Origin of the sequence: Bacillus sp. JHAA (assembly GCF_036961585.1) — a bacterium.
In the GTDB taxonomy this organism is placed as follows: Bacteria; Bacillota; Bacilli; order Bacillales; family Bacillaceae; genus Bacillus; species Bacillus velezensis.
In genome coordinates, this window is sequence record NZ_JBAMDE010000012.1 from 1 (window position 1) to 24,948 (window position 24,948).

31 protein-coding genes are annotated in these 24,948 nt (G+C 44.4%); 30 read left to right on the forward strand and 1 reads right to left on the reverse strand.

Going from position 1 to position 24,948, the window contains the following annotated elements:
• Positions 1-128 precede the first annotated feature (128 nt).
• From V7728_RS19480 to rsmI, 13 genes are all read left to right on the forward strand, one after another.
• Positions 129-323: a sigma factor G inhibitor Gin gene (locus tag V7728_RS19480; protein WP_007409914.1), complete on the forward strand. Its 195-nt coding sequence runs from the start codon at positions 129-131 to the stop codon at positions 321-323.
• Between the two features lie 148 nt (positions 324-471).
• Positions 472-1,086 (forward strand): 5-bromo-4-chloroindolyl phosphate hydrolysis family protein, encoded by a 615-nt coding sequence (locus V7728_RS19485; RefSeq protein ID WP_043020650.1) that lies wholly within the window; start codon positions 472-474, stop codon positions 1,084-1,086.
• Between the two features lie 42 nt (positions 1,087-1,128).
• Positions 1,129-2,220 carry a toxic anion resistance protein gene (locus tag V7728_RS19490; RefSeq protein ID WP_371136940.1) on the forward strand — a complete coding sequence of 364 codons (1,092 nt, stop codon included), beginning with the start codon at positions 1,129-1,131 and terminating at the stop codon, positions 2,218-2,220.
• Positions 2,221-2,297: 77 nt separating this feature from the next.
• Positions 2,298-3,731, forward strand: coding sequence for an aminotransferase class I/II-fold pyridoxal phosphate-dependent enzyme (locus V7728_RS19495; protein WP_099566352.1), 1,434 nt, complete (start codon positions 2,298-2,300; stop codon positions 3,729-3,731).
• On the forward strand, positions 3,728-4,366 hold the full coding sequence (gene tmk / locus V7728_RS19500) for a dTMP kinase (protein ID WP_007409918.1): 639 nt from the start codon (positions 3,728-3,730) through the stop codon (positions 4,364-4,366). The genes V7728_RS19495 and tmk overlap by 4 nt, the downstream gene beginning before the upstream one ends.
• Positions 4,367-4,436: 70 nt before the next feature.
• Positions 4,437-4,766 (forward strand): cyclic di-AMP receptor DarA, encoded by a 330-nt coding sequence (gene darA, locus V7728_RS19505; protein ID WP_004264734.1) that lies wholly within the window; start codon positions 4,437-4,439, stop codon positions 4,764-4,766.
• Between the two features lie 12 nt (positions 4,767-4,778).
• A complete protein-coding gene (locus V7728_RS19510; protein ID WP_004264730.1) occupies positions 4,779-5,219 on the forward strand; it encodes a YaaR family protein in 441 nt (146 codons plus the stop codon).
• 11 nt (positions 5,220-5,230) lie between these two features.
• Positions 5,231-6,220 (forward strand): DNA polymerase III subunit delta', encoded by a 990-nt coding sequence (holB, locus tag V7728_RS19515; RefSeq protein WP_007409919.1) that lies wholly within the window; start codon positions 5,231-5,233, stop codon positions 6,218-6,220.
• A 2-nt stretch (positions 6,221-6,222) separates the two neighbouring features.
• Positions 6,223-7,050, forward strand: a complete 828-nt coding sequence (gene ricT / locus V7728_RS19520) for a competence/sporulation regulator complex protein RicT (RefSeq protein WP_004264723.1) — start codon at positions 6,223-6,225, stop codon at positions 7,048-7,050.
• A 14-nt stretch (positions 7,051-7,064) separates the two neighbouring features.
• Entirely contained in the window at positions 7,065-7,424 is a 360-nt protein-coding gene (gene yabA, locus V7728_RS19525; protein WP_004264720.1) for a replication initiation-control protein YabA, read from the forward strand.
• 60 nt (positions 7,425-7,484) lie between these two features.
• Positions 7,485-8,228, forward strand: coding sequence for a tRNA1(Val) (adenine(37)-N6)-methyltransferase (locus tag V7728_RS19530; RefSeq protein WP_015239018.1), 744 nt, complete (start codon positions 7,485-7,487; stop codon positions 8,226-8,228).
• The gene (locus tag V7728_RS19535) at positions 8,215-8,514 is read left to right on the forward strand and encodes a GIY-YIG nuclease family protein (protein WP_007409921.1); all 300 of its coding nucleotides are present in this window, start codon (positions 8,215-8,217) and stop codon (positions 8,512-8,514) included. The genes V7728_RS19530 and V7728_RS19535 overlap by 14 nt, the downstream gene beginning before the upstream one ends.
• Entirely contained in the window at positions 8,489-9,370 is an 882-nt protein-coding gene (gene rsmI, locus V7728_RS19540) for a 16S rRNA (cytidine(1402)-2'-O)-methyltransferase (RefSeq protein ID WP_043020647.1), read from the forward strand. Before V7728_RS19535 ends, rsmI begins: the two co-directional genes overlap by 26 nt.
• A gap of 49 nt (positions 9,371-9,419) precedes the next feature.
• Here the strand turns inward: rsmI and abrB are convergent, their stop codons facing one another.
• The gene (abrB, locus tag V7728_RS19545) at positions 9,420-9,710 is read right to left on the reverse strand and encodes a transition state genes transcriptional regulator AbrB (protein WP_169510469.1); all 291 of its coding nucleotides are present in this window, start codon (positions 9,708-9,710) and stop codon (positions 9,420-9,422) included.
• A gap of 483 nt (positions 9,711-10,193) precedes the next feature.
• Here abrB and metG point away from each other — a divergent pair, with 483 nt between their 5' ends.
• From metG to V7728_RS19630, 17 genes are all read left to right on the forward strand, one after another.
• The gene (gene metG / locus V7728_RS19550; protein WP_059366865.1) at positions 10,194-12,185 is read left to right on the forward strand and encodes a methionine--tRNA ligase; all 1,992 of its coding nucleotides are present in this window, start codon (positions 10,194-10,196) and stop codon (positions 12,183-12,185) included.
• A 75-nt stretch (positions 12,186-12,260) separates the two neighbouring features.
• Positions 12,261-13,028, forward strand: a complete 768-nt coding sequence (locus V7728_RS19555) for a TatD family hydrolase (protein WP_059366867.1) — start codon at positions 12,261-12,263, stop codon at positions 13,026-13,028.
• A gap of 134 nt (positions 13,029-13,162) precedes the next feature.
• Positions 13,163-14,488: a G5 and 3D domain-containing protein gene (locus tag V7728_RS19560; protein ID WP_023356663.1), complete on the forward strand. Its 1,326-nt coding sequence runs from the start codon at positions 13,163-13,165 to the stop codon at positions 14,486-14,488.
• Between the two features lie 134 nt (positions 14,489-14,622).
• Positions 14,623-15,186, forward strand: coding sequence for a ribonuclease M5 (gene rnmV, locus V7728_RS19565; protein WP_004264696.1), 564 nt, complete (start codon positions 14,623-14,625; stop codon positions 15,184-15,186).
• A complete protein-coding gene (gene rsmA, locus V7728_RS19570) occupies positions 15,176-16,057 on the forward strand; it encodes a 16S rRNA (adenine(1518)-N(6)/adenine(1519)-N(6))-dimethyltransferase RsmA (RefSeq protein WP_015239023.1) in 882 nt (293 codons plus the stop codon). Before rnmV ends, rsmA begins: the two co-directional genes overlap by 11 nt.
• Before the next feature lie 172 nt (positions 16,058-16,229).
• Complete coding sequence (yabG, locus tag V7728_RS19575) at positions 16,230-17,105, forward strand: sporulation peptidase YabG (protein ID WP_025284083.1); 876 nt, start codon at positions 16,230-16,232, stop codon at positions 17,103-17,105.
• A gap of 211 nt (positions 17,106-17,316) precedes the next feature.
• Positions 17,317-17,577, forward strand: a complete 261-nt coding sequence (gene veg, locus V7728_RS19580) for a biofilm formation stimulator Veg (protein ID WP_003218330.1) — start codon at positions 17,317-17,319, stop codon at positions 17,575-17,577.
• A gap of 162 nt (positions 17,578-17,739) precedes the next feature.
• The gene (locus V7728_RS19585) at positions 17,740-17,928 is read left to right on the forward strand and encodes a small, acid-soluble spore protein, alpha/beta type (protein WP_011996172.1); all 189 of its coding nucleotides are present in this window, start codon (positions 17,740-17,742) and stop codon (positions 17,926-17,928) included.
• 143 nt (positions 17,929-18,071) lie between these two features.
• Complete coding sequence (gene ispE, locus V7728_RS19590) at positions 18,072-18,941, forward strand: 4-(cytidine 5'-diphospho)-2-C-methyl-D-erythritol kinase (RefSeq protein WP_007409927.1); 870 nt, start codon at positions 18,072-18,074, stop codon at positions 18,939-18,941.
• Between the two features lie 55 nt (positions 18,942-18,996).
• Positions 18,997-19,854 (forward strand): pur operon repressor, encoded by an 858-nt coding sequence (purR, locus tag V7728_RS19595; RefSeq protein ID WP_004264666.1) that lies wholly within the window; start codon positions 18,997-18,999, stop codon positions 19,852-19,854.
• Positions 19,851-20,231 carry a 2-iminobutanoate/2-iminopropanoate deaminase gene (gene ridA / locus V7728_RS19600; protein ID WP_004264663.1) on the forward strand — a complete coding sequence of 127 codons (381 nt, stop codon included), beginning with the start codon at positions 19,851-19,853 and terminating at the stop codon, positions 20,229-20,231. The genes purR and ridA overlap by 4 nt, the downstream gene beginning before the upstream one ends.
• Before the next feature lie 195 nt (positions 20,232-20,426).
• Complete coding sequence (spoVG, locus tag V7728_RS19605; RefSeq protein ID WP_004264660.1) at positions 20,427-20,720, forward strand: septation regulator SpoVG; 294 nt, start codon at positions 20,427-20,429, stop codon at positions 20,718-20,720.
• 191 nt (positions 20,721-20,911) lie between these two features.
• Positions 20,912-22,282 carry a bifunctional UDP-N-acetylglucosamine diphosphorylase/glucosamine-1-phosphate N-acetyltransferase GlmU gene (glmU, locus tag V7728_RS19610; RefSeq protein WP_004264658.1) on the forward strand — a complete coding sequence of 457 codons (1,371 nt, stop codon included), beginning with the start codon at positions 20,912-20,914 and terminating at the stop codon, positions 22,280-22,282.
• 21 nt (positions 22,283-22,303) lie between these two features.
• The gene (locus V7728_RS19615; protein WP_007409928.1) at positions 22,304-23,257 is read left to right on the forward strand and encodes a ribose-phosphate diphosphokinase; all 954 of its coding nucleotides are present in this window, start codon (positions 22,304-22,306) and stop codon (positions 23,255-23,257) included.
• An 84-nt stretch (positions 23,258-23,341) separates the two neighbouring features.
• Positions 23,342-23,950 (forward strand): 50S ribosomal protein L25/general stress protein Ctc, encoded by a 609-nt coding sequence (locus V7728_RS19620; protein WP_011996173.1) that lies wholly within the window; start codon positions 23,342-23,344, stop codon positions 23,948-23,950.
• An 84-nt stretch (positions 23,951-24,034) separates the two neighbouring features.
• Entirely contained in the window at positions 24,035-24,601 is a 567-nt protein-coding gene (pth, locus tag V7728_RS19625) for an aminoacyl-tRNA hydrolase (RefSeq protein WP_004264652.1), read from the forward strand.
• 61 nt (positions 24,602-24,662) lie between these two features.
• The gene (locus V7728_RS19630) at positions 24,663-24,893 is read left to right on the forward strand and encodes an anti-sigma-F factor Fin family protein (RefSeq protein WP_004264650.1); all 231 of its coding nucleotides are present in this window, start codon (positions 24,663-24,665) and stop codon (positions 24,891-24,893) included.
• The last annotated feature ends 55 nt before the right edge of the window (positions 24,894-24,948 follow it).

The window sequence follows — 24,948 nt, forward strand, 5'->3', positions numbered from 1 at the left end:
TTGAATAAAAACAAAACAAACACCGAAATACGGAAACGCCCATATACTAATTGCAAACTTCAAAAAGGTCCAAATTGTGTATACAATCAACAGCTTAAGGGAAGGCTATTCATACGGAGGTGGGCAAAATGAATGAAACGTCCAGCCATGAAGAAACATGTATTGTGTGTGAAACCAAAAAAAGCAGGGGAATCCATATTTATACGAAATTTATATGTTTAGAGTGTGAGAAGAAAGTAGTTTCCACTCCGACCTCTGATCCAAATTATGAATTTTTCGTTCGTAAACTGAAAAGCCTTCATACACCGACGTTATATTCTTAACCCTGAAAAGGGTCTTTTTTTTGCCTGAAATCAGAGGAGTTTTTACACTTTTTATAAAAGAACTGATACGATAAGAAGAGGAACTTGTTTAGACATGGAATGTAATAGATAATACTGATAAAAGTGAATAAATAGGAGTCGATCAAGTATGAAACCGTTTATTCAATATATGAAATGGACGCTTTGCGGCAGCACAGTTTTTGTATTAGCGGGGATAACCTTCTTTACGATAGGGCATCAGCCTTTTTTGTATTCGTTTTTATACGGGGCAGCCAGCGGAGCCGCAGCCAGTGCGGCCGGACTATGGAATGCGAAGCGTCTCTTTTTAAAAAAACACCGGCTGACAAGAAAAGAATATGCTTATATCAAGGAAAATCTTGAGGAAGCAAAGGGTAAAATCATCCGATTACGCAGGGCGCTTTTTCGCTCTAAAAGTATACAAATGCTGAAGCAGAATGCAGAGATACTGCGGATAACCCGACGAATATATCTGCTCACAAAGCAGGAGCCGAAGCGTTTTTATCAGGCAGAGCGTTTCTATTATCAAACGCTTGATTCTGTTGCGGAACTGACGGAAAAGTATGCTCTGCTCTCCTCACAGCCGCGAAAAAATAAAGATTTATCAATGTCCTTGAGTGAGACGAGGATGACTCTGGCAGAGCTCTCCAGAAGGCTGGAAGAGGATCTTCATGAACTGATGAAGGAGGACATCGACGACCTGCACTTTGAATTAGATATGGCAAAGCATTCACTGAGAAAATAAGAAAGGAAGAAGGAAATGGCCAAAGACCGTTCCGACGACAGCATGGGCGCCCAAAATGACCAGACCCCTCTAAAGCATGCAGATACGCTGCCGGAAGAAAAAAGAGAGGCGGCACTTCAGCTCGCTGAAAAACTGGACCCTGAGAACATGCAAAGCATTGTTCTGTTTGGTTCACAGGCGCAGGCGAATCTTCTGGAATTTTCCCATACGATGATAGAGCACGTGCAAAGAAAAGATGCAGGAGAGATGGGACAAATATTGGCTGATCTGATGATGAAGCTTGACCAGGTAAACCCTGATGATCTGCAGATGAAGAACAAAGGGTTTTTCGCCCGGCTGTTTAAAAGGGTATCCGGTTCTGTGCAGGAAGTGCTTTCGAAATATCAAAAGACAAGTGTGCAGATTGACCGTATCAGCAGAAGGCTGGAACATTCTAAAAATGTGCTGTTGAGTGACAATAAATTGTTAGATCAGCTGTACGCCCAAAATAAACAATACTTTTCTGATTTAACTATGTATATAGCAGCGGGGGAATTAAAATTAGATGAGCTGAAAACAAAGATGATACCCGAAGCGGCAAGAAAAGCCGAATTACAAGAACACAATCAAATGGCCGCGCAGGAAGTGAATGATCTTCGCCAGTTTGCCAACCGTCTGGATAAGAGGGTGCATGATCTGCTGCTGAGCAGGCAGATTACGCTTCAGAGTGCGCCGCAAATCCGCCTGATTCAAAACACGAATCAGGCACTGGCAGAGAAAATTCAGTCCTCCATTGTTACGGCTATTCCTTTATGGAAGAATCAAGTCGCCATCGCGCTGACGCTTATGAGGCAGCGGAGTGCGGCAGATGTGCAGCAGAAGGCGGCGGATACGACAAATCAATTGCTGCTGAAAAACGCTGAACTTCTGAAAACAAGTACAGTCGAGACCGCGAAAGCCAATGAGCGCGGACTTGTTGAGGCAGAAACCCTCAAAAAAGTGCAGGAAAGCTTAGTCAGCACACTTGAAGAAATCATGTCTATTCAAGAAGAAGGCAGGATGAAACGCAGGCTTGCCGAGAAGGAGCTTGTTATCATGGAAGGCGATTTAAAAAAGAAGCTGCTTGATATGAGGTCCGGCCGGGATAACGGCTAGATGGCAAAAAGTCTTAGCTTTAAGTTGGCTCGCAGGCACGATATAATAAGAAAGACAGGCAAAGGATTTGTTTAAAAATGGACACACCTTTATATACAGCGCTGATGAAGCATGCGCACCGAAATACGTATTCTTTTCATGTTCCGGGACATCACAATGGAGATGTCTTTTTTGATGAAGCCAAATCTGTATATCAATCTCTTTTATCTATTGATATGACTGAGATCACGGGTCTTGATGACTTGCATCACCCGACGGGGGTCATTAAGGAAGCGCAGGATTTGGTGAGCAGATTTTACGGCTCTCAGGAAAGTTTCTTTCTCGTCAATGGAACGACCGCCGGCAATCTGGCGATGATTTTAGCTGTTTGTGAACCGGGTGAACCCATTCTGATCCAGCGTAATTGTCACAAGTCTGTTTTCCATGCGGCGGCATTGGCCGGAGCCAAGCCGGTTTATTTGGCGCCGGAAATCGATGAAAACATGCATGTGCCGGCACATGTATCCCTTTCAGTCATCGAAAAAGCGCTGGCGTCATATCCGAAGGCGAAAGGACTTGTTCTGACCAATCCGACTTACTACGGACACGCCGCCGATTTGACCGCGGCAGTTAACAAAGCCCATTCATACGGCGTTCCTGTACTGGTGGATGAGGCTCATGGGGCTCACTTTGTGTTAGGCCAGCCTTTCCCGCCTTCATCATTGGCTATGGGGGCAGACGCCGTTGTTCAATCGGCTCACAAAACACTTCCAGCTATGACGATGGGGTCTTACTTTCATTTGAACAGCACCAGAATTGACAGAGATCGATTAACTTATTATGTAAGCAGTTTGCAAAGCAGCAGCCCGTCATACCCGATTATGGCATCTTTAGATACGGCGCGCGCTTATGTGCAGGATATTGCTGAAAAAGGGACACTTCCCGTTCATATGGAGCGCATTGAGAAAATCAAACGAAAGTTCGCATCAATTTCTTCTATTGAAATAATCGAGCCTTCCGGATATGGGCTGCGGGCGGACCCGTTAAAATTAATTCTTCGGTCAAAGCTCGGACATTCCGGCTATTCATTACAACGGATTTTGGAGAGTGAAGGCATTGTTGCCGAGCTGGCTGACGAGTACCAAGTATTGCTCGTACTGCCGATAGGCGGCCGGCGGATGATAGAACAGGCAACCGTAAGAAACATACAGCAGAAACTGGAGGATACACCGCCCGATAAATTGCCGGATGCCGTGAATTGGACATTTCCGTCCATTTCGACACTTGAATATCCGCAAAATGAGATGCGGAAGTTTACAAAAGAGCCTGCAGATATAAATAAGGCGGCCGGGCGCTTGCATGCGGGCAACATTATTCCTTATCCGCCGGGAATTCCGCTGATCATGGACGGAGAACGGATAACAGAAGAGATCGTACAAAAGCTTTCCCGTTTAATCGGCATGGACGCGCATATTCAAGGCTTGTTAAACGGGGAACAATTACTTGTCTATATAGAAGAGGAGAAATCATGAGCGGTTTATTTATAACATTTGAAGGTCCTGAAGGTGCAGGGAAAACGACTGTGCTTCAGGAAATGAAAGAGATTCTGTCGGCAGAGGGGCTCCCGGTGACAGCGACAAGAGAACCGGGCGGCATCGACATTGCGGAACAGATCAGAGAAGTGATCTTAAATAAAAACAATACACTGATGGATGCAAAAACGGAGGCGCTGCTTTACGCTGCGGCGAGAAGACAGCATTTAGTCGAAAAGGTGCAGCCTGCATTGAAAGAAGGCCGCATTGTGCTGTGCGATCGTTTCATCGACAGTTCGCTGGCTTACCAAGGCTATGCGAGAGGGCTCGGCATTGATGAAGTCCTTTCTATTAACCAGTTTGCAATCGGCGATACGATGCCTGATGTCACCATCTATTTTTCTATTGAGCCGGAAGAAGGGTTGAAACGGATTACGTCGAATGATTCAAGAGAGAAGAATCGTCTCGATCTTGAGGCCCTGCACTTTCACACGAAAGTACGGGAAGGATACCAAAAGGTAATGCAGCGTTTTCCGGAAAGATTCCATACAATCGACGCATCGAAAAAGAAGGAACTCGTCATTCAGGACGCACTTCAAGTGATAAATGAAGCATTGAAAAAAATTCAGTTGTGACCTGTTTCTCATAAGTTGCTATAATGAATGTAACGATAATGTTCTTTCCAACCTAAAGGGGGCCTAGAGAATGAAACTAATAGTGGCAGTGGTGCAGGATCAGGACAGCAACAGGCTTTTGAAAGTATTAACCGACCACAACTTCAGGGTGACGAAGCTTGCGACAACAGGCGGATTCCTTAAATCAGGCAATACGACGTTTATGATCGGGGTGGAAGATATCCGTGTCGATAAAGCGCTCAGCCTCATTAAAGAGAATGGCTGTAAACGTGATCAGATGATTGCCCCGGTATCCCCGATGGGCGGGAATGCGGATTCCTACGTTCCATATCCCGTCGAAGTGGAAGTCGGCGGAGCGACGGTCTTTGTCCTCCCGGTCGATGAATTTCATCAATTTTAAGGATTTGACGACGTGAAAATAAATTCTGACTTACGTACATTTATTGAGAAAAAGCAGCAGCCTGCTTATAAAGCGGCAGAGCTTTCCGGAACATTTAAAAGTTCAATGGACAGCCAAAGCAGCAAGCTGAAATTTGATCAGCTGAGCAGGTTCTTAACGGATATAGAAACGTTCGGGAAAAGGCTGACGAAGTCGAGAAACTTCAAAGACTTAGCGAAATTCAAAGGATTGGTAAAACGTTTTGTAAAAGAGGCCGTAGACAGCGGATTATCGCATGAGACGGAGAAAAGCTTTGACCTGTACGGCAGCAGCCGGACTCTGGGGCTTGTGAAAGAAATAGATGAAAAACTGCTTCAGCTGACGGAAGAAATGTTAGATCAGGAAAAACCGGCAATTGATTTGCTGGATCGAATCGGAGAAATAAAAGGTTTATTGATTAACCTTTACACATAGAGAGTGATACAATGGCAATATCATGGAAGGAAATGACCGGGCAGCAGCCCAGAGTGATGCGGCTTTTGCATAACAGCATTGAAAAGAAAAGGCTTTCTCACGCATATCTGTTTGAAGGCAAAAAAGGAACGGGCAAATTGGATGCCGCACTGCTTCTCGCAAAAAGCTTTTTTTGCCTTGAAGACGGGACTGAGCCTTGCGGGGAGTGCCGGAACTGTAAGCGTATTGAATCCGGAAACCATCCCGACCTGCATGTGGTTCAGCCCGACGGATTATCCATTAAAAAGGCTCAGATCCAATCGCTTCAGGAAGAGTTTTCTAAAACAGGACTGGAATCGCATAAAAAGCTGTACATTATATCCCATGCGGATCAAATGACGACAAATGCAGCAAACAGTCTGCTGAAGTTTTTAGAGGAGCCGAGTCAAGACACCATCGCAATTCTTATTACTGAGCAGCTCCACCGAATACTGGATACCATCGTTTCGAGATGTCAGGTTCTTCCGTTCCAGCCGCTTCAGCCGAAAGCCATAGAAGAAAGACTGATTGAACAGGAAGTGAGCCCTCACATGGCCCGGCTCTTAGCAAATATGACAAATAATATTGCGGAAGCAGTCGAATTAAGTCGAAATGATGAGTTTGCAGAGTCCAGAGCGAAAGTGATAAAATTGTATGAAGTCTTACATCAGCGGAAAGGACATGCCTTTTTCTTCATTCAGGATCAGTGGGTGCCCTTTTTCAAAGAAAAAACCCATCAAGAAATGGGTCTTGATATGCTCTTATTGATATACCGTGATGTATTATCCATCCAAATTGGAAATGAAGATAAACTGATTTATCAAGACTTATTCCAATCAATAAAACAGCATGCGCTGCAATTTACACAACAAAGCGTTACGAACCAAATTCTCGCTGTTTTAGAAGCAAAAAAACGGCTTCATTCCAATGTGAATGTGCAGGGATTAATGGAGCACTTGGTGTTAACGTTGCAGGAGGGATAAGCTTGTACAACGTAATAGGCGTCCGCTTTAAAAAAGCGGGGAAAATTTATTATTTTGATCCGAACGGATTTGATATAGAACAAGACAGCTGCGTCATTGTTGAAACCGTAAGAGGTGTCGAATACGGGCAGGTTGTCATCGCAAATAAACAAGTGGACGAGCATGATGTTGTGCTTCCGCTTCGAAAGGTCATACGCGTTGCTGATGAACGCGATCTTCTCATTGTAGAAGAAAACAAACAGGAGGCCCTGTCCGCTTTTGAAGTCTGTCAGAAAAAAGTGGCTGACCACGGCTTAGATATGAAGCTGGTTGATGTTGAGTTTACATTTGACCGCAATAAAGTCATTTTTTACTTTACAGCAGACGGACGGGTTGATTTCAGGGAATTGGTCAAAGACTTGGCTTCTATCTTTAAAACGAGAATCGAATTGCGCCAAATCGGGGTGAGGGACGAGGCGAAAATGCTCGGCGGTATCGGACCATGCGGAAGAATGCTTTGCTGCTCCACGTTCCTCGGTGATTTTGAACCGGTGTCCATCAAAATGGCGAAGGATCAAAATTTATCGTTGAACCCAACGAAGATTTCCGGTCTGTGCGGCCGTTTGATGTGCTGTTTGAAGTACGAAAATGATGAGTATGAGACGGCAAAAGAACAGCTGCCGGATTTAGGCGAAATGATTACGACGGCAAACGGCCCCGCAAAGGTTGTCGGTCTTAATATTCTGGAACGGGTGCTTCAGGTGGAACTGAAGAATCGTGAAAAAGTGATAGAATATACTTGGGAAGAGCTCTTGGAAGAGGGCGTCGTATCCGCACAAACCACAGATTAACGAGGTGTGGAACCTTGGATAAAAAAGAGTTATTTGATACTGTCATAAACCTGGAGGAACAAATCGGTTCGCTGTACCGTCAGCTGGGTGACTTAAAGCAGCATATCGGCGAAATGATTGAAGAGAATCACCATCTTCAGCTTGAAAATAAGCATTTGCGTAAGCGGCTTGATGACACGACAGAGCAAATTGAAAAATTCAAAGCCGATCAGAAAGAAACAAAAACACAGAAGGCAGAGCAGAGTGATATAGGAGAAGGGTACGACAATCTGGCCCGGCTGTATCAAGAAGGCTTTCATATTTGCAACGTCCATTATGGGAGCGTCCGCAAGGGAGATTGCCTTTTTTGTCTGTCCTTCTTAAATAAAAAATAAGGAAAAGGCTTCCGCTGATGTCGGAAGCCTTTTTCAAAGAGTGCCGAAAGGAATAAGATTATGGTTTCATTACGTGATGATGAAAGATTGGATTACTTATTAGCAGAGGATATGAAAATAGTACAGAGTCCGACGGTTTTCGCTTTTTCATTAGATGCCGTGCTGCTGTCTAAGTTTGCATACGTTCCGATTCAAAAGGGAAACATCGTTGATTTATGCACGGGGAACGGCATTGTGCCGCTTTTGCTCAGCACAAGGTCAAAAGCCGATATCACCGGGGTTGAAATTCAGGAACGCTTGTATGATATGGCGCTCCGAAGCGTGGAATACAACGGGCTGGGCGGTCAGATCAGTCTCATTCATGATGATCTGAAAAATATGCCGGAAAGACTCGGACATAATAAATATGATGTTGTCACCTGCAATCCGCCTTATTTTAAAACACCGAAAGAGGCGGAGCAGAACCTGAACGAGCATCTCAGAATCGCAAGGCACGAAATCCTTTGCACGCTTGAAGATGTGATTTCCGTCAGCAGCAAACTGCTGAAGCAAGGCGGAAAAGCGGCTATCGTTCATCGGCCGGGGAGGCTTTTGGAAATCTTTGAATTAATGAAAGCGTACCGAATAGAACCGAAACGGGTTCAGTTTATTTATCCGAAACAAGGTAAAGAAGCGAATACCATTTTGGTTGAAGGAATTAAAGGCGGCCGCCCTGATCTCAAAATTCTTCCCCCGCTGTTCGTATACAATGAACAAAATGAATATACGAAAGAGATCCGCACGATTTTATATGGAGACAAATAGTCATTTCTTTTATGTGCTGCTGTGCAATGACAACAGTCTGTATGCCGGTTATACAAATGATCTGCAAAAACGGCTGAAAACCCACAATGAGGGAAAGGGCGCGAAGTACACAAGGGCGAGAAGGCCGGTTTCGTTATGTCATGCGGAATCATTTGAAACAAAACGGGAAGCGATGCAGGCGGAATACCGTTTTAAGCAGCTGACCCGAAAGAAAAAAGAGCAATATATAGAAGAAAAACGACGCAGCAAGGAGGCTGTATATGTTAAGACGCCAGATGAGTTTTAATGGAAAATCAGAAATGGGAACTCTGTACCTTGTTCCTACACCGATCGGCAATTTGGAGGACATGACCTTTCGTGCAGTAGAGACGCTGAAATCGGCCGATGTCATAGCTGCCGAAGATACGAGACAGACGAAAAAGCTGTGCCATGTTTATGATATAGAAACATCTCTCATCAGCTATCATGAACATAATAAAGAAAGCAGCGGCCATAAAATCATTGAATGGCTGAAAAGCGGAAAGAATGTGGCATTGGTCAGTGATGCCGGCATGCCGACAATTTCCGACCCGGGGGCTGAGATTGTGAGAGATTTCACCCAAATCGGCGGATATGTCGTTCCGCTTCCGGGTGCAAATGCGGCATTAACCGCGCTGACCGCATCAGGCATCACCCCGCAGCCATTTTTCTTCTACGGATTTTTAAACAGACAGAAAAAAGAAAAGAAGAAAGAACTCGAAATCCTGAAAAAACGGCAGGAAACGATGATATTTTACGAAGCGCCGCACAGATTAAAAGAAACATTAACAGCAATGCATGACGTTTTGGGTAATCGAACCATCGCCGTCACGAGAGAATTAACGAAAAAGTACGAGGAATTCATCAGAGGAACCATCGCCGAGGTGATGGAATGGGCAAATGAAGATCAAATCCGCGGTGAGTTCTGTCTCGTTGTCGAAGGAAATCAAACCGCTGAACCGGAGGAAGAGGAAAAGCCTTGGTGGACGGAGCTTTCTGAGAACGAGCATGTGGAGCATTACATAAACGAAGGAGCATCTTCCAAACAGGCCATAAAACAAACAGCGGTAGATCGGGGCGTTCCGAAACGCGAGATTTATGACGCTTATCACATTCAATCATAAAAAAAACCGTTCTTGTATCGTAACAAGAACGGTTTTTGTATGAAATAGCTTATTTTTGGTTTTGAAGCTGGTTTTGAATTTCAGAGATAATTTGCTCAGCGCCTTCTTTGCTGAGTACCAATTTGCCGCCGGCAAGTTTAAGGTTATCATCAGAAACTTCACCAGTTACTTGGCAAGTCATGTTTGGTTTATATTTTTTAAGGATGATTTTTTCATCATCAACATAAATTTCAAGAGCGTCTTTTTCTGCGATGCCCAGTGTACGGCGAAGTTCGATAGGGATAACGACGCGTCCAAGTTCATCAACTTTACGTACGATACCAGTAGATTTCATTAACAGTCTCCTCCCGAGAGATAATTATTTTGTAGTTTATATTTTTCTTCGTCATTATTCGACAAAATTCCTTACATTCCTAGCATAACAAGGTTTCCAATAATCGTCAATCTTTTTGTTTACTATTGATTGTAAGAATTAGTTCTTATAGTAAGTAAAGCCTTGGAAATCCTGAAATAACAGGCTTTTTGACTGCTTTTTCGAACCTATTATCCTACTGAAAATCCTTTTAAATCAAGACTTTCGAACCAAGATGTTTTATATTAGTAGATTATATACGACAAATTTCGACATGTTAAGACTTTTTTTAATTTCAATAAAAATTTTTAATTTTATTTACTCTTTTACGCGCAGTACGTATATATCCTTGATCTTAAAGGCTAAGATGGTATCATAGATAGAGGACAAATATCAATATTGTATATCAAATAAAACCGCTCTCGTCCTTTGGGCGTGAGCTTTTCGACATTCTGAATGGGAGGTTGCAACATGCCGCAAGACAATAATACTTTTTATATTACGACCCCGATATATTATCCGAGCGGAAAATTACATATCGGCCATGCTTATACTACCGTGGCCGGCGATGCGATGGCGCGTTACAAAAGATTAAAAGGATTTGACGTACGCTACTTAACCGGAACGGATGAGCACGGACAGAAAATCCAGCAGAAAGCGGAGGAAGAGAATATCACGCCTCAAGCTTATGTAGATCGTGCAGTTGCTGAAATCCAAAAACTATGGAAGCAGCTCGACATTTCTCACGATGATTTCATCCGGACGACGGAAAGCCGGCACAAAGAAATTATCGAGAAAGTGTTTCAAAAACTTCTTGATAATGGTGACATTTACCTGGATGAGTATGAGGGCTGGTACAGCATCCCTGATGAAACATTCTATACGGAAACACAGCTGGTGGATGTGGAAAGAAATGAGAAGGGTGAGGTTGTCGGCGGAAAAAGCCCGGACAGCGGCCATCCGGTCGAATTAATCAAAGAGGAGTCATACTTCTTCCGCATGAGCAAATACGCAGACCGCCTGCTGAAGTTTTATGAGGAAAATCCTTCTTTCATCCAGCCTGAATCACGCAAAAATGAAATGATTAACAACTTCATTAAACCTGGGCTTGAAGATTTGGCCGTTTCCAGAACGACGTTCGACTGGGGCGTAAAAGTGCCGGGAAATCCGAAGCATGTCGTGTATGTATGGATTGACGCACTGTTCAACTATATTACAGCGCTCGGTTACGATACGGAAAATGATGAGCTTTACAAAAAGTACTGGCCGGCTGACGTCCACCTTGTCGGTAAAGAAATTGTCCGTTTTCATACCATTTACTGGCCGATTATGCTGATGGCGCTTGATCTCCCGCTGCCTAAGCAAGTCTTCGCGCATGGCTGGTTATTGATGAAAGACGGAAAAATGTCGAAATCAAAAGGAAATGTCGTTGATCCGGTAACGTTAATTGAACGTTACGGCTTGGATGAACTTCGCTATTACCTGCTTCGCGAAGTACCGTTCGGTTCAGACGGTGTCTTTACGCCGGAAGGTTTCGTAGAACGGATTAATTATGACTTGGCGAACGACTTAGGAAACCTTCTGAATCGTACAGTCGCGATGATCCAAAAATATTTTGACGGTGAGATTGGTTCATATGAAGGAAATGTGACCGATTTTGATTCAGAGCTTTCTTCTGTAGCCGGTGAAACGGTTAAAGCTTATGAAAAGGCAATGGAAAACATGGAGTTTTCAGTCGCTTTATCAACGCTATGGCAATTAATCAGCCGTACGAACAAATATATTGATGAAACTGCTCCGTGGGTGCTTGCTAAAGACCAGGAAAAAGAAAAAGAATTACGTTCTGTCATGTATCATTTAGCTGAATCTTTACGTATCTCAGCCGTATTGCTCCAGCCTTTCTTGACACAAACGCCTGAAAAAATGTTTGCCCAGCTCGGAGTTGAGGATCAGTCTCTTAAAGCATGGGACAGCATTCAGACATTCGGCCAATTGAAGAACGCGAAAGTGAAAAAAGGGGAACCGCTTTTCCCTCGTCTTGAAGCTGAAGAGGAAGTAGCTTACATCAAGCAAAAAATGCAAGGAACTGCTCCTGCTAAAGAAGAAAAGGCGGAAGAGCCGCAAGAAGCAGAGCGTCTTCCTGAAATTACGTTTGATCAATTTATGGATACAGAACTTCGCGTCGCAGAAGTCTTGTCCGCAGAGCCGGTGAAAAAAGCAGATCGGCTGCTGAAATTGCAAATTGATCTGGGCTTTGAACAGCGCCAAGTTGTATCAGGTATCGCGAAGCATTACACACCGGATCAGCTTGTGGGAATGAAGATCATTTGTGTAACGAATCTAAAACCGGTAAAACTGAGAGGCGAGCTTTCTCAAGGAATGATACTGGCAGGAGAATCGGACGGCGTACTAAAAGTTGTAGCTATCGACCAGTCATTACCGAAAGGCACTCGAATTAAATAATAGATGCAAAAGGTGTTTCACGTGTAACATTCCGTCGAACACCTTTTGTTTTTCAACAAGAAAGGAGTTTTTATGATGCTTTTTGATACACATGCGCACTTAAATGCCGAGCAATTTGACACAGACTTAGAGGAAGTCATTGCGCGTGCAAAGGCTGAAGAAGTTGAACGAATCGTCGTTGTCGGCTTCGACAAACCCACTATCACGCGTGCGATGGAGCTGATTGAGGAATATGACTTTATATACGCTGCGATCGGCTGGCATCCGGTAGACGCAATTGACATGACAGAGGAAGATTTATCATGGATTAAGGAACTGTCCTCTCACGAAAAAGTCGTGGCAATCGGAGAGATGGGCCTTGATTATCACTGGGATAAATCACCAAAAGACGTTCAGAAAGAAGTATTCCGGAAACAAATCGCTCTCGCCAAAGAAGTGAACCTTCCAATTATCATTCATAATCGTGATGCAACGGAAGATGTTGTCACGATTTTGAAAGAAGAGGGGGCGGAAGAAGTCGGCGGTATTATGCACTGCTTTACAGGGAGCGCGGAGGTTGCGCGGCAGTGTATGGATATGAATTTTTATATTTCATTCGGCGGACCGGTTACCTTCAAAAATGCGAAGAAACCAAAAGAAGTAGCAAAGGAAATTCCGAATGACCGTTTGCTGATTGAAACGGACTGTCCTTTCCTGACACCGCATCCTTTCCGCGGTAAACGAAATGAGCCAAGCTACGTAAAATATGTTGCTGAACAGCTCGCTGAATTAAAAGGGCTGACATATGAAGAAATTGCCTCAATTACAACCGAAAACGCAAAAAGACTTTTCCGCATAAACTGACAGAATGCGCTGTCGTAACGTGTAAAGGCTTGTCCGATTCAGTGGATATGTAAAACGGTTCTACAAGCTTCCTTCTCCTCATAAGATAGGTTGTCGATATGTCTCTCTTCCTTTTTTTGCTTTGTTTTTGCATAATGAGGGATACGCTGAAGGTTTTTCATCTTCGAGATGGGAGGGTTGACAGCATTTTAGATACTCTATATAATCTCTCCGAGGAGAAGGAGGCGTTTTTCATCACACAAAAAATGAAAAAACTGTTTTCCGTAAAGCTTGGTAAAAGCAAGGTTATTCTTATTGCAGCTATTATTCTGCTGGGCGGAACCGGGACTGCATACGGGGCACATGAGCTCTCAAAACAATCAGTTTCTGTTTCTATCAACGGCAAGAAAAAGCAAATACGCACTCATGCAAAAACGGTTGGGGAACTTCTGGAAGATTTACATATAGAGACGAGAAATGAAGACCGGATTACCCCGTCTAAGCAGACAGCATTGGCAGACAACATGAATGTCGTGTATGAAGCTGCAAAGCAGATCCGTGTGACAAGAGGCGGAGAAGAAAAGACTTTATGGTCAACGGCAAAAACAGTCGGCGCATTTCTGAATGAACAGCATACACCTGTGAATCAGCACGATAAAATAGATCCAGCAGCAGATACGAAAGTGACAAACGGCATGAAAGTCACGGTCGACCCGGCTTTTCAGGTCACTGTAAATGATGCGGGAAAGAAAAAGAAAATATGGACGACTTCGACTACGGTCGCTGACTTTTTAACGCAGCATAAGATGGACATGAAAGACGAAGATAAAGTAAAACCGGCATTACACGAAAAGCTCACAAAAAATCAGGCCGGCATACAAATCACTCGTATCGAAAAAGTCACCGATGTAGTTGAGGAAAAAATAGCGTATCAAGTGAAAGAAAAAGAAGATGCGTCTCTCGACAGCGGGAAAGAAAAGATCGTTCAAAAAGGAAAAGAAGGCAAACTTAAAAAGCATTTTCATGTTGTCAAAGAAAATGGAAAAGAAGTTTCAAGAAAGCTTGTTAAAGAAGAAACATCTGAAAAAAGCAAAGATCAAATCATTGCGGTCGGCACAAAGCGGCACAGTCCCAAGATTGAGCAGCTCAGTGCACCTGTGAAGGCATCTTCTGGCGAAACCGGATCTTCCGGTAAAGTGATTACCGTGTCTTCCACGGCTTATACCGCAAGCTGCAGCGGCTGTTCCGGCCATACGGCTACAGGCGTTAACCTGACAAGCAATCCGAATGCTAAAGTCATTGCGGTAGACCCAAGCGTCATTCCGCTCGGCACAAGAGTCCACGTAGACGGATACGGGGATGCCGTGGCCGCTGATACAGGCTCAGCCATTAAAGGAAGACGGATTGATGTCTTTTTCCCTGAAAAATCTTCAGCTTACCGCTGGGGAAAGAAACAGGTCAAAATAAAAATCTTAAATTAATTCCGATTCACTCAGAGGGTTTTGCGCCCTCTGTTTTTTTCGTTATAATAGGTAAAGTGTATTTTCAGTATATTAGACGTGACATGTAAGCAAAGGTTTCGTTTTGGATATAAAAAGTTTTTTTGGAGGAAGTAATGAAAATTAAAGAAATTATTGTAGTCGAGGGACGCGATGACACTGCGCGCATAAAACTTGCCGTTGATGCGGATACGATCGAGACAAACGGTTCCGCAATCGGAGACGAAGTCATCAGACAGATTCGGCTGGCGCAGGAAACGAGAGGGGTCATCGTGCTGACGGACCCGGATTTTCCGGGGGAAAAGATCCGGAAAACCATTTCTGAAGCAGTACCCGGCTGTAAACACGCATTTCTGCCCAAACATCTTGCCAAACCGAAAAACAAGCGCGGCATTGGCGTTGAGCACGCATCCATTGAAAGCATCAGAGCATGTCTGGAAAATGTGCATGAAGAGATGGAGGCAAAGCCGAGTGAGATTTCAGCTGAAGATGTCATACAGGCCGGTCTGATCGGCGGACCGGCTGCCAAAAGACGCCGCGAACGATTGGGCGACCTGCTGAAGATCGGCTATACAAACGGCAAGCAGCTTCAAAAACGGCTGCAAATGTTTCAAATCAAAAGAAGTGATTTTATTGATGCGCTCGATGCTATGAGGCAGGAGGAACAGGATGAACAATAAAGATATCGCGACACCTATCAGAACGAAGGAAATTCTGAAAAAGTACGGTTTCTCTTTTAAAAAGAGTCTGGGACAGAATTTCTTAATTGATACAAATATATTGGACAGAATTGTGGACCATGCGGAAATTACGGATCGGACCGGAGTCATTGAAATCGGGCCCGGAATCGGCGCGCTGACAGAGCAGCTTGCCAAACGGGCGAAAAAGGTCGTCGCGTTTGAAATTGATCAGCGCCTGCTGCCCATTCTCAATGATACGCTGTCTCCATATGACAATGTAACGATCATTCATCAAGATGTGCTGAAAGCAGACGTTAAATCTGTCATTGAAGAGCATTTTCAGGATTGTGATGAAATTATGGTGACGGCGAATCTCCCATATTATGTGACGACGCCGATCATCATGAAGCTCTTGGAAGAACATCTTCCGTTAAAAGGGATTGTCGTGATGCTGCAAAAAGAGGTCGCTGAGCGGATGGCCGCTGATCCTTCCTCTAAGGAGTACGGATCGCTTTCCATTGCGGTTCAGTTCTATACGGAGGCCAAAACCGTCATGACCGTCCCGAAAACGGTGTTTGTGCCTCAGCCTAATGTCGATTCCGCGGTTATCCGGCTTTTACTGCGTGACGGCCCGGCGGTTGACGTCGATAATGAACCGTTTTTCTTCCAGCTGATTAAAGCAAGCTTCGCACAGCGCCGGAAAACCTTGCTGAACAACCTTGTGAACAATCTTCCGGGCGGAAAAGAAAAAAAAGCTCAAATTGAAGAAGTTCTTCAAGAAACGAATATTGACGGAAAGCGGCGCGGTGAATCCCTGTCCATAGAAGAATTCGCGCTCCTGTCCAACGGATTGCATAAAGCCCTTTTCTAAGAGGGCTTTTTGTTTTGCGTCACCACTTGGACTGCCGCTACATAGGCTAGAGGAGAACCTTATTCATTCAACTGCAAGAAAAGCTTGAAACATCAAGCGCCGCAGCGGAAAGAGGTGTATTTGCCAAGACTTCTTTCATGATGAGGCTTAGTCTATTTGTGGAGTGGGTAACGTGCAATTTCAAATAGGAGATATGGTAGCCAGGAAATCCTATCAAATGGATGTTTTATTTCGCATTATCGGTATAGAGCAAACAAGCAACGGAAATTCAATTGCCATCCTGCATGGTGACGAAGTCAGATTGATTGCGGATGCTGATTTTTCTGATTTGGAGCCTGTCAGAAAAGACGAACAGGCCATGAGAAAGAAAAGAGATGAAAGCAGGATGAATGAATCTCTCGAGCTGCTCCGCCAGGATTATAAGCTGCTTCGGGAAAAACAGGAATATTATGCGACAAATCAATATCAGCATCAGGAGCACTACTTTCATATGCCCGGAAAGGTATTGCATCTGGACGGCGATGAGGCCTATTTGAAAAAGTGCCTGAACTTTTATGAAAAAATCGGTGTGCCGGTATACGGAATTCATTGCCATGAGAAAAAAATGCCGGCATCAATTGACGAGCTGCTTGATAAATACAGGCCGGATATTTTAGTCATCACCGGCCATGATGCATATTCCAAGCATAAGGGAGGCGTGAACGATTTAAGCGCCTACAGGCATTCCAAACACTTTGTCGAAACCGTTCAAAAAGCGAGGCGTAAAGTCCCTCATTTGGATCAGCTGGTTATATTCGCGGGGGCCTGTCAATCTCATTTCGAGTCTTTAATCAGAGCAGGCGCGAATTTCGCAAGTTCTCCGTCACGCGTCAATATCCACGCGCTTGACCCGGTATATATTGTCGCGAAAATCAGCTTCACCCCGTTTATGGAGCGGATCAATGTATGGGATGTCCTGAGAAATACGCTGACGAGAGAGAAAGGGCTGGGAGGAATTGAAACGAAGGGTGTGCTGCGTGTCGGTATGCCGTATAAATCAAATGGATGAGTGATAAAACCCGCATATATTTCGCTATGCGGGTTAATTATTTTACAAATTGATACATAAATTTCCGGAACTTGTGAAAAATAACGCAGAAATCAATAGAATTTTGTCAAAATAATTTTGTTGACAATGACTTATTAACGTTGATATAATTTAAATTTTATTTGACAAAATTGGGCTCTTGTTGTACAATAAATGTAGTGAGGTGGATGCAATGGCGAAGACGTTGTCCGATATAAAAAGATCGCTTGATGGGAATTTAGGTAAACGGCTTACGTTAAAAGCAAACGGCGGCCGCCGAAAAACGATTGAGCGTTCGGGCATTTTAGCTGAGACGTACCCTTCTGTTTTTGTGATACAACTAGATCAAGACGAGAATTCGTTTGAAAGAGTTTCATACAGTTATGCTGATATTCTGACTGAGACTGTTGAATTGACATTCAATGACGATGCGGCAAGCTCAGTAGCATTTTAATGGGCAGTGAACCTTTTGTTTACTGCTTTTTGTTTTGCCTTCTAAAGCTCTTCTAATTATTCCCTCGAAAGTTTCAGCCGATTAAACGGAAGCTATAAGTGTCACATGTTTTATCGTGGCGTGCACGAATGGTGATCAATTCTATAAAAGGGGTTGTTTCGTTTGGGCAGACGTCGTGGAGTTATGTCAGATGAGTTCAAATATGAGCTGGCGAAGGACCTTGGTTTTTACGATACGGTGAAAAACGAGGGCTGGGGAGGCATTCGGGCGCGTGACGCCGGGAATATGGTAAAACGCGCGATTGAGATTGCCGAACAGCAGATGGCGGCTCAGAACCAAAATAACCGATAATGCAGTGGCCCGGGGGACAATCCGTTCCCCGGTTTTTTCTATCGGCTGTCAAAACCGGCGTCAATTTCGGATAAGTACCTCCGGGTCTCCAAATGTGATACAATGTTCATACTTATGTTTAGATGGAGAAGTAGGTGAAAGCTATGCGTATTTTAGAAAAAGCGCCGGCCAAAATCAATCTGTCCCTCGATGTGACGAGTAAACGCCCGGATGGTTATCACGAAGTGGAGATGATCATGACGACAATTGATTTGGCAGATCGGATTGAACTGACAGAACTGCCCGAAAACGTTATCAGAGTGGCGTCGCATAATCGCTTTGTTCCGGATGATCAAAGGAATCTGGCTTATCAGGCAGCCAAACTGCTTAAAGAACGATTTCAAGTCAAAAAAGGCGTTTCCATTATGATTACAAAAGTGATCCCTGTAGCGGCAGGGCTTGCCGGCGGAAGCAGCGATGCGGCAGCCACGCTCAGAGGGCTGAACAGGCTTTGGGATTTAAAGCTTTCTGTCGAAGAGCTCGCGGAGCTTGGAGCTGAAATCGGTTCAGACGTGTCCTTCTGTGTATACGGAGGCACTGCCCTGGCAACCGGACGCGGTGAGAAGATCAGGCACATCAGTGCTCCGCCTCATTGCTGGGTCGTGCTTGCCAAACCGACGATCGGGGTATCGACTGCCGAAGTGTACCGCCGGCTGAACTTACAGCAGGTTCGGCATCCTGATGTGCAGGCGATGATTGACGCGATTGAAGAAAAAAGCTTCCAAAAGGTATGCGGACAATTAGGAAACGTATTGGAGTCGGTTACGCTCAGCCTCCATCCCGAGGTGGCGATGATTAAAAATCAAATGAAACGCTTCGGCGCTGATGCGGTGTTAATGAGCGGAAGCGGACCGACTGTATTCGGTTTGGTTCAATACGAATCGAAGGTGCAGCGGATTTATAACGGGTTAAGAGGTTTCTGTGATCAAGTGTACGCGGTGCGGATGATCGGCGAACAGAATGCTCTTGATTAAATCCGTATGTTAAGTTATATTATTTTTAAATTATTCGGATTTTGGGGGTAAGTTCATGAAGTTTCGTCGCAGCGGCAGATTGGTGGACTTAACAAATTATTTGTTAACCCATCCGCATGAATTAATACCGTTAACGTTTTTCTCAGAACGGTATCAATCAGCAAAGTCATCAATCAGTGAAGATTTAACGATTATTAAACAGACCTTTGAACAGCAAGGCATTGGGACGCTGCTTACAGTGCCGGGAGCTGCCGGAGGCGTCAAATACATTCCGAAAGTGAAACAGGCTGAAGCAGAAGCGTTTATACAGGAGCTGGGACAGTCTTTAGTAAATCCTGAGCGTATCCTTCCGGGCGGTTATGTATATTTAACGGATATCTTAGGAAAACCATCTGTCCTCTCTCATGTAGGCAGGCTTTTTGCTTCCGTTTTTGCGGAGCGGGAGATTGATGTGGTGATGACCGTTGCGACAAAAGGAATCCCTCTTGCTTACGCAGCGGCCAGTTATCTGAACGTTCCGGTTGTCATCGTGCGAAAAGACAATAAAGTGACGGAAGGCTCCACGGTGAGCATCAATTATGTATCAGGGTCGTCTAACCGCATTCAAACGATGTCGCTTGCGAAAAGAAGTTTGGCTACGGGTTCGAACGTTTTGATTATTGACGATTTTATGAAAGCCGGCGGCACCATTAACGGCATGATCAGCCTGCTTGATGAGTTTAATGCAAACGTTGCGGGAATAGGCGTCTTGGTTGAAGCCGAGGGAGTGAATGAACGGCTTGTCGATGAATACATGTCACTGCTCACGCTTTCAACCATCAATATGAAAGACAAAACGATTGAGATTCAAAACGGCAATTTTCTGCGATTTTTTAAAGAACAGCATTTAAAGAATGGGGAGACAGAAAAATGACAAAAGCAATCCATACAAAACACGCGCCGGCAGCGATCGGGCCATATTCACAGGGAATCATCGTAAACAACATGTTTTACAGCTCAGGCCAGATTCCTCTTACTGCTGAAGGAGAAATGGTAAACGGTGATATCACAGAGCAAACGCATCAGGTGTTCAGCAATTTAAAAGCTGTGCTGAAAGAAGCGGGCGCTTCTCTCGAGACGGTTGTCAAAGCAACGGTGTTTATTGCTGATATGGAGCAGTTTGCGGAAGTGAATGAAGTGTACGGACAATACTTTGATGTACATAAGCCGGCAAGGTCTTGTGTGGAAGTGGCGAGACTGCCGAAAGACGCTCTCGTGGAAATTGAAGTCATTGCGCTGGTGAAATCTTAAATCTCAGAAAAGTGGTTCCGGTCTCCGGGATCACTTTTTTTATGCAGTATATGATCCCCAAATATGGTTTATCACCTAATTGTGTATGTATATCCTATATTTTCAAAAAAACTTTTTGAAACGTGCAGGAATTTAAAAAGAATCGTGGAATTGTTAGACTAATGCTTTTATATAGGGAAAAGGTGGTGAACTACTGTGGAAGTTACTGACGTAAGATTACGCCGCGTGAATACCGATGGTCGCATGAGAGCGATTGCATCCATCACGCTGGATCACGAATTTGTCGTACATGATATTCGTGTGATTGATGGAAACAATGGTCTTTTCGTTGCGATGCCGAGTAAACGCACCCCTGATGGAGAATTCCGCGATATTGCTCATCCTATTAATTCCAGCACGCGGGGCAAGATCCAGGATGCTGTTTTAAATGAGTATCATCGTTTGGGTGATTCTGAAGCATTAGAATATGAAGAAGCCGGGGCTTCTTAAACATAACAAAATGTAAGGACTGCTGATAAAGGCTGACACAAGGCCTTTTCCGGCAGTCCTTTTTTAAATCTGATTTTTCAGTAATAAAGCGATTACATAGAAAATTCTTGCACTTTTTGATGTCTTCTTGAAATCAACAGCTATTTAGGATATATTTTTCTATGGATAAAAGGGATATTGGAGGCCATTAAATGGATAAGCGGTTTGCAGTGATTTTAGCTGCCGGAAAAGGAACGAGAATGAAATCGAAGCTTTACAAGGTCCTTCATCCGGTATGCGGAAAGCCTATGGTAGAGCACGTCGCAGACGAAGCTCTGAAATTATCTTTAGCGAAGCTTGTCACCATCGTAGGACACGGCGCCGAAGATGTGAAGAAGCAGCTCGGACAGAAAAGCGATTACGCTCTCCAAGCAGAACAGCTCGGTACGGCTCATGCGGTCAAACAGGCAAAACCATTTCTTCACGGAGAAAAGGGTGTCACGATCGTTATTTGCGGCGATACACCGCTTCTGACGGCGGAGACGATGGAAGCCATGCTGAATGAACATACAGACAAAGGTGCAAAAGCCACGGTGTTAACGGCCGTTGCCGACGATCCCGCCGGATACGGAAGAATCATCCGCAGTGAAGACGGCGCCGTTCAAAAAATCGTGGAGCACAAGGATGCTTCGGAGCAAGAACGTCTTGTGAAAGAAATCAACACGGGAACGTACTGTTTTGATAACGAGGCTCTTTTTCGTGTCATCGAACAGGTTTCGAATGAAAATGCCCAAGGCGAGTATTATCTGCCGGATGTGATCGAAATCCTCAAAGACGAAGGCGAAACTGTTGCCGCTTACCAGACTGGTAACTTCCAAGAGACGCTCGGAGTGAATGATAGAGTCGCTCTTTCTCAGGCTGAAATGTATATGAAAGAGCGTATTAACAAACGGCATATGCAGAACGGAGTCACTTTAATCGATCCGATGAATACGTACATCTCACCTGACGCACGTATCGGACAAGATACAGTTATTTATCCCGGAACTGTGTTAAAGGGACAAGCTGAAATCGGCGATGAATGTGTCATCGGCCCCCACACTGAGATAGAGGACAGCTCAATCGGCAGCCGTACTGTGATTAAACAATCCGTTGTCAATCGCAGCAAAGTTGGGAATGATGTAAATATCGGTCCTTTTGCTCACATCAGACCCGATTCCGCAATCGGCAATGAAGTGAAGATCGGAAACTTTGTTGAAATCAAGAAAACACAATTCGGCGACCGAAGCAAAGCATCTCATTTAAGCTATATCGGTGATGCCGAAGTGGGCACGGATGTGAATCTGGGTTGCGGCTCCATCACGGTCAATTATGATGGGAAGAAAAAGTATTTAACCAAAATTGAAGACGGCGCCTTTATTGGCTGCAACTCCAATCTGGTCGCTCCTGTTACAGTGGGAGAAGGCGCGTACGTCGCTGCGGGTTCAACCGTAACTGAAGATGTGCCGGGCGAAGCGCTTGCCATTGCCAGAGCAAGACAAGTAAATAAAGAAGATTATGTGAAAAACATTCATAAAAAATAATCCTAAAATCGGAGGTTTACCATGTCTAACGAATACGGAGATAAGAATTTAAAGATTTTTTCTTTGAATTCAAATCCAGAACTTGCAAAAGAAATCGCGGATAATGTAGGGGTTCAATTAGGAAAGTGCTCTGTTACAAGATTCAGTGACGGAGAGGTCCAGATCAACATAGAAGAAAGTATTCGCGGCTGTGATTGCTATATCATTCAGTCTACAAGTGCGCCGGTCAACGAGCACATCATGGAATTGCTGATTATGGTTGACGCTTTAAAGCGCGCTTCCGCGAAAACAATCAACATTGTCATTCCGTACTACGGTTATGCGCGCCAGGACAGAAAAGCAAGATCGCGTGAACCGATTACGGCAAAACTTTTTGCAAACCTGCTTGAAACAGCGGGTGCGACACGCGTGATCGCGCTTGATTTACACGCGCCGCAAATTCAAGGTTTCTTTGATATTCCGATTGACCACTTAATGGGTGTTCCGATTTTAGGCCATTACTTTGAAGGTAAAGACTTGAAAGATATCGTTATTGTTTCTCCTGACCACGGCGGTGTGACGCGCGCCCGCAAACTTGCGGACCGTCTGAAAGCGCCGATCGCGATTATCGACAAACGCCGTCCTAGACCGAATGAGGTAGAAGTGATGAACATCGTCGGTAACGTGGAAGGTAAAACAGCGATTCTGATCGATGATATTATTGATACGGCCGGCACAATCACACTTGCCGCTAACGCGCTGGTTGAAAACGGAGCTGCAGAAGTGTATGCATGCTGTACGCACCCTGTACTGTCAGGTCCTGCCGTTGAGCGGATCAATAACTCTAAAATCAAGGAGCTTGTCGTAACGAACAGCATTAAGCTTCCTGATGAGAAAAAAATCGAACGCTTTAAGCAGCTTTCTGTCGGACCGCTTCTGGCTGAAGCGATTATCCGCGTTCACGAGAAACAATCTGTCAGCTATTTATTCAGCTAAACCGAAATTTTAAGGTTTAAATCCCAGTTATTGTGGGTATTGTTCTAATAGGACGATAAAACGATAATTAGGATGGTGCTGAATATGGCAACTTTAAAAGCAAATGAAAGAACAGATTTTAAACGTTCGACGCTTCGGAAAATCCGTCATTCAGGACATGTTCCAGGGATTATATACGGTAAAGAAATAACGAATACGCCTGTCTCTTTAGACAGTGTCGAATTGCTTAAAACATTGCGGGACGAAGGAAAAAACACGATTATCACAATTGATGTCAACGGAAATCAGCAATCGGTTATGGTGACTGATCTTCAGACAGACCCGCTCAAAAACGAATTGACGCACGCCGATTTTCAAGTCGTGAATATGAGTGAGGAGCTGGAGGCCGAGGTGCCGATTCAGCTGACGGGAGAGGCGAAGGGAGTCAAAGACGGAGGCGTCATCCAGCAGCCGCTGCATGAGCTTTCGATTAAGGCTAAGCCGAAGGACATCCCTCAGACAATCAATGTTGATATTTCCGGGCTTGAAATGAATGATGTGCTGACCATCGCAGATCTGACTGCTGACGGCAATTATACATTTACAAACGACCCGGAAGAAGTCGTGGCTTCCATCCTTCCTCCTAAGCAGGAAGCATTCGAAGAAGATGCAGAACCGTCTCCTGGGGAAGAGCCCGAAGGAGAAAATCAATAAGCGCTTTAAGACGTAACCCGCCCGAGGTTACGTCTTTTGTGCTAGAATGAGAAGAATTACAGCGATGTTGAGGGAGGATTTACGATGCTTGTGATTGCCGGTCTGGGTAACCCGGGAAAAACCTACGAGAACACGAGACATAATGTCGGCTTTATGGCCATTGACGAGCTTTCTAAAGAATGGAATATTGAATTGAATAAAACGAAATTCAACGGACTTTACGGAATGGGGTTTGTTTCCGGAAAAAAAGTTCTACTTGTTAAACCGCTTACATATATGAATTTATCAGGGGAATGTTTGCGGCCGCTACTGGATTATTATGATGCCGATCATGAAGATCTGAAAGTCATATACGATGACCTTGATCTTCCGACGGGGAAAATCAGGCTCCGGACGAAGGGGAGCGCAGGCGGACATAACGGAATTAAATCGCTTATACAGCACCTCGGAACCCCTGAATTTGACCGGGTCAGAATCGGAATCGGCCGCCCCGTCAACGGAATGAAAGTCGTTGACTATGTACTGGGAGCTTTTACGAAGGAAGAAGCGCCGCATATCAATGATGCCGTCTCAAAAACCGTAAAAGCCTGCGAAGCTTCCTTAACGAAACCATTTTTAGAAGTCATGAACGAATTTAATGCAAATGTATAAGATAAATAATGGGAGACCATACTAGGGAAAAATGATTTTTTCACATCAGGAGGTCCAACGTATGGCTTTGCATTATTTCTGCCGCCACTGCGGCTTTAAGGTAGGGAGCCTGGAATATTCGACGGTGCCGACACAGTCACTTGGATTTCAGCACTTAACAAATGAGGAAAGAAACGATATGATTTCATATAAAGACAATGGAGATGTCCATGTTCTTACAATTTGTGAAGACTGCCAAGAGGCGCTGGAGCGCAATCCGCACTACCATGAACACAACACATTTATTCAATAAGAAGCTTTGGTGTAGATTCTAGACCAAAGCGTTTTTCTGTTCTTGCAGAAAATAG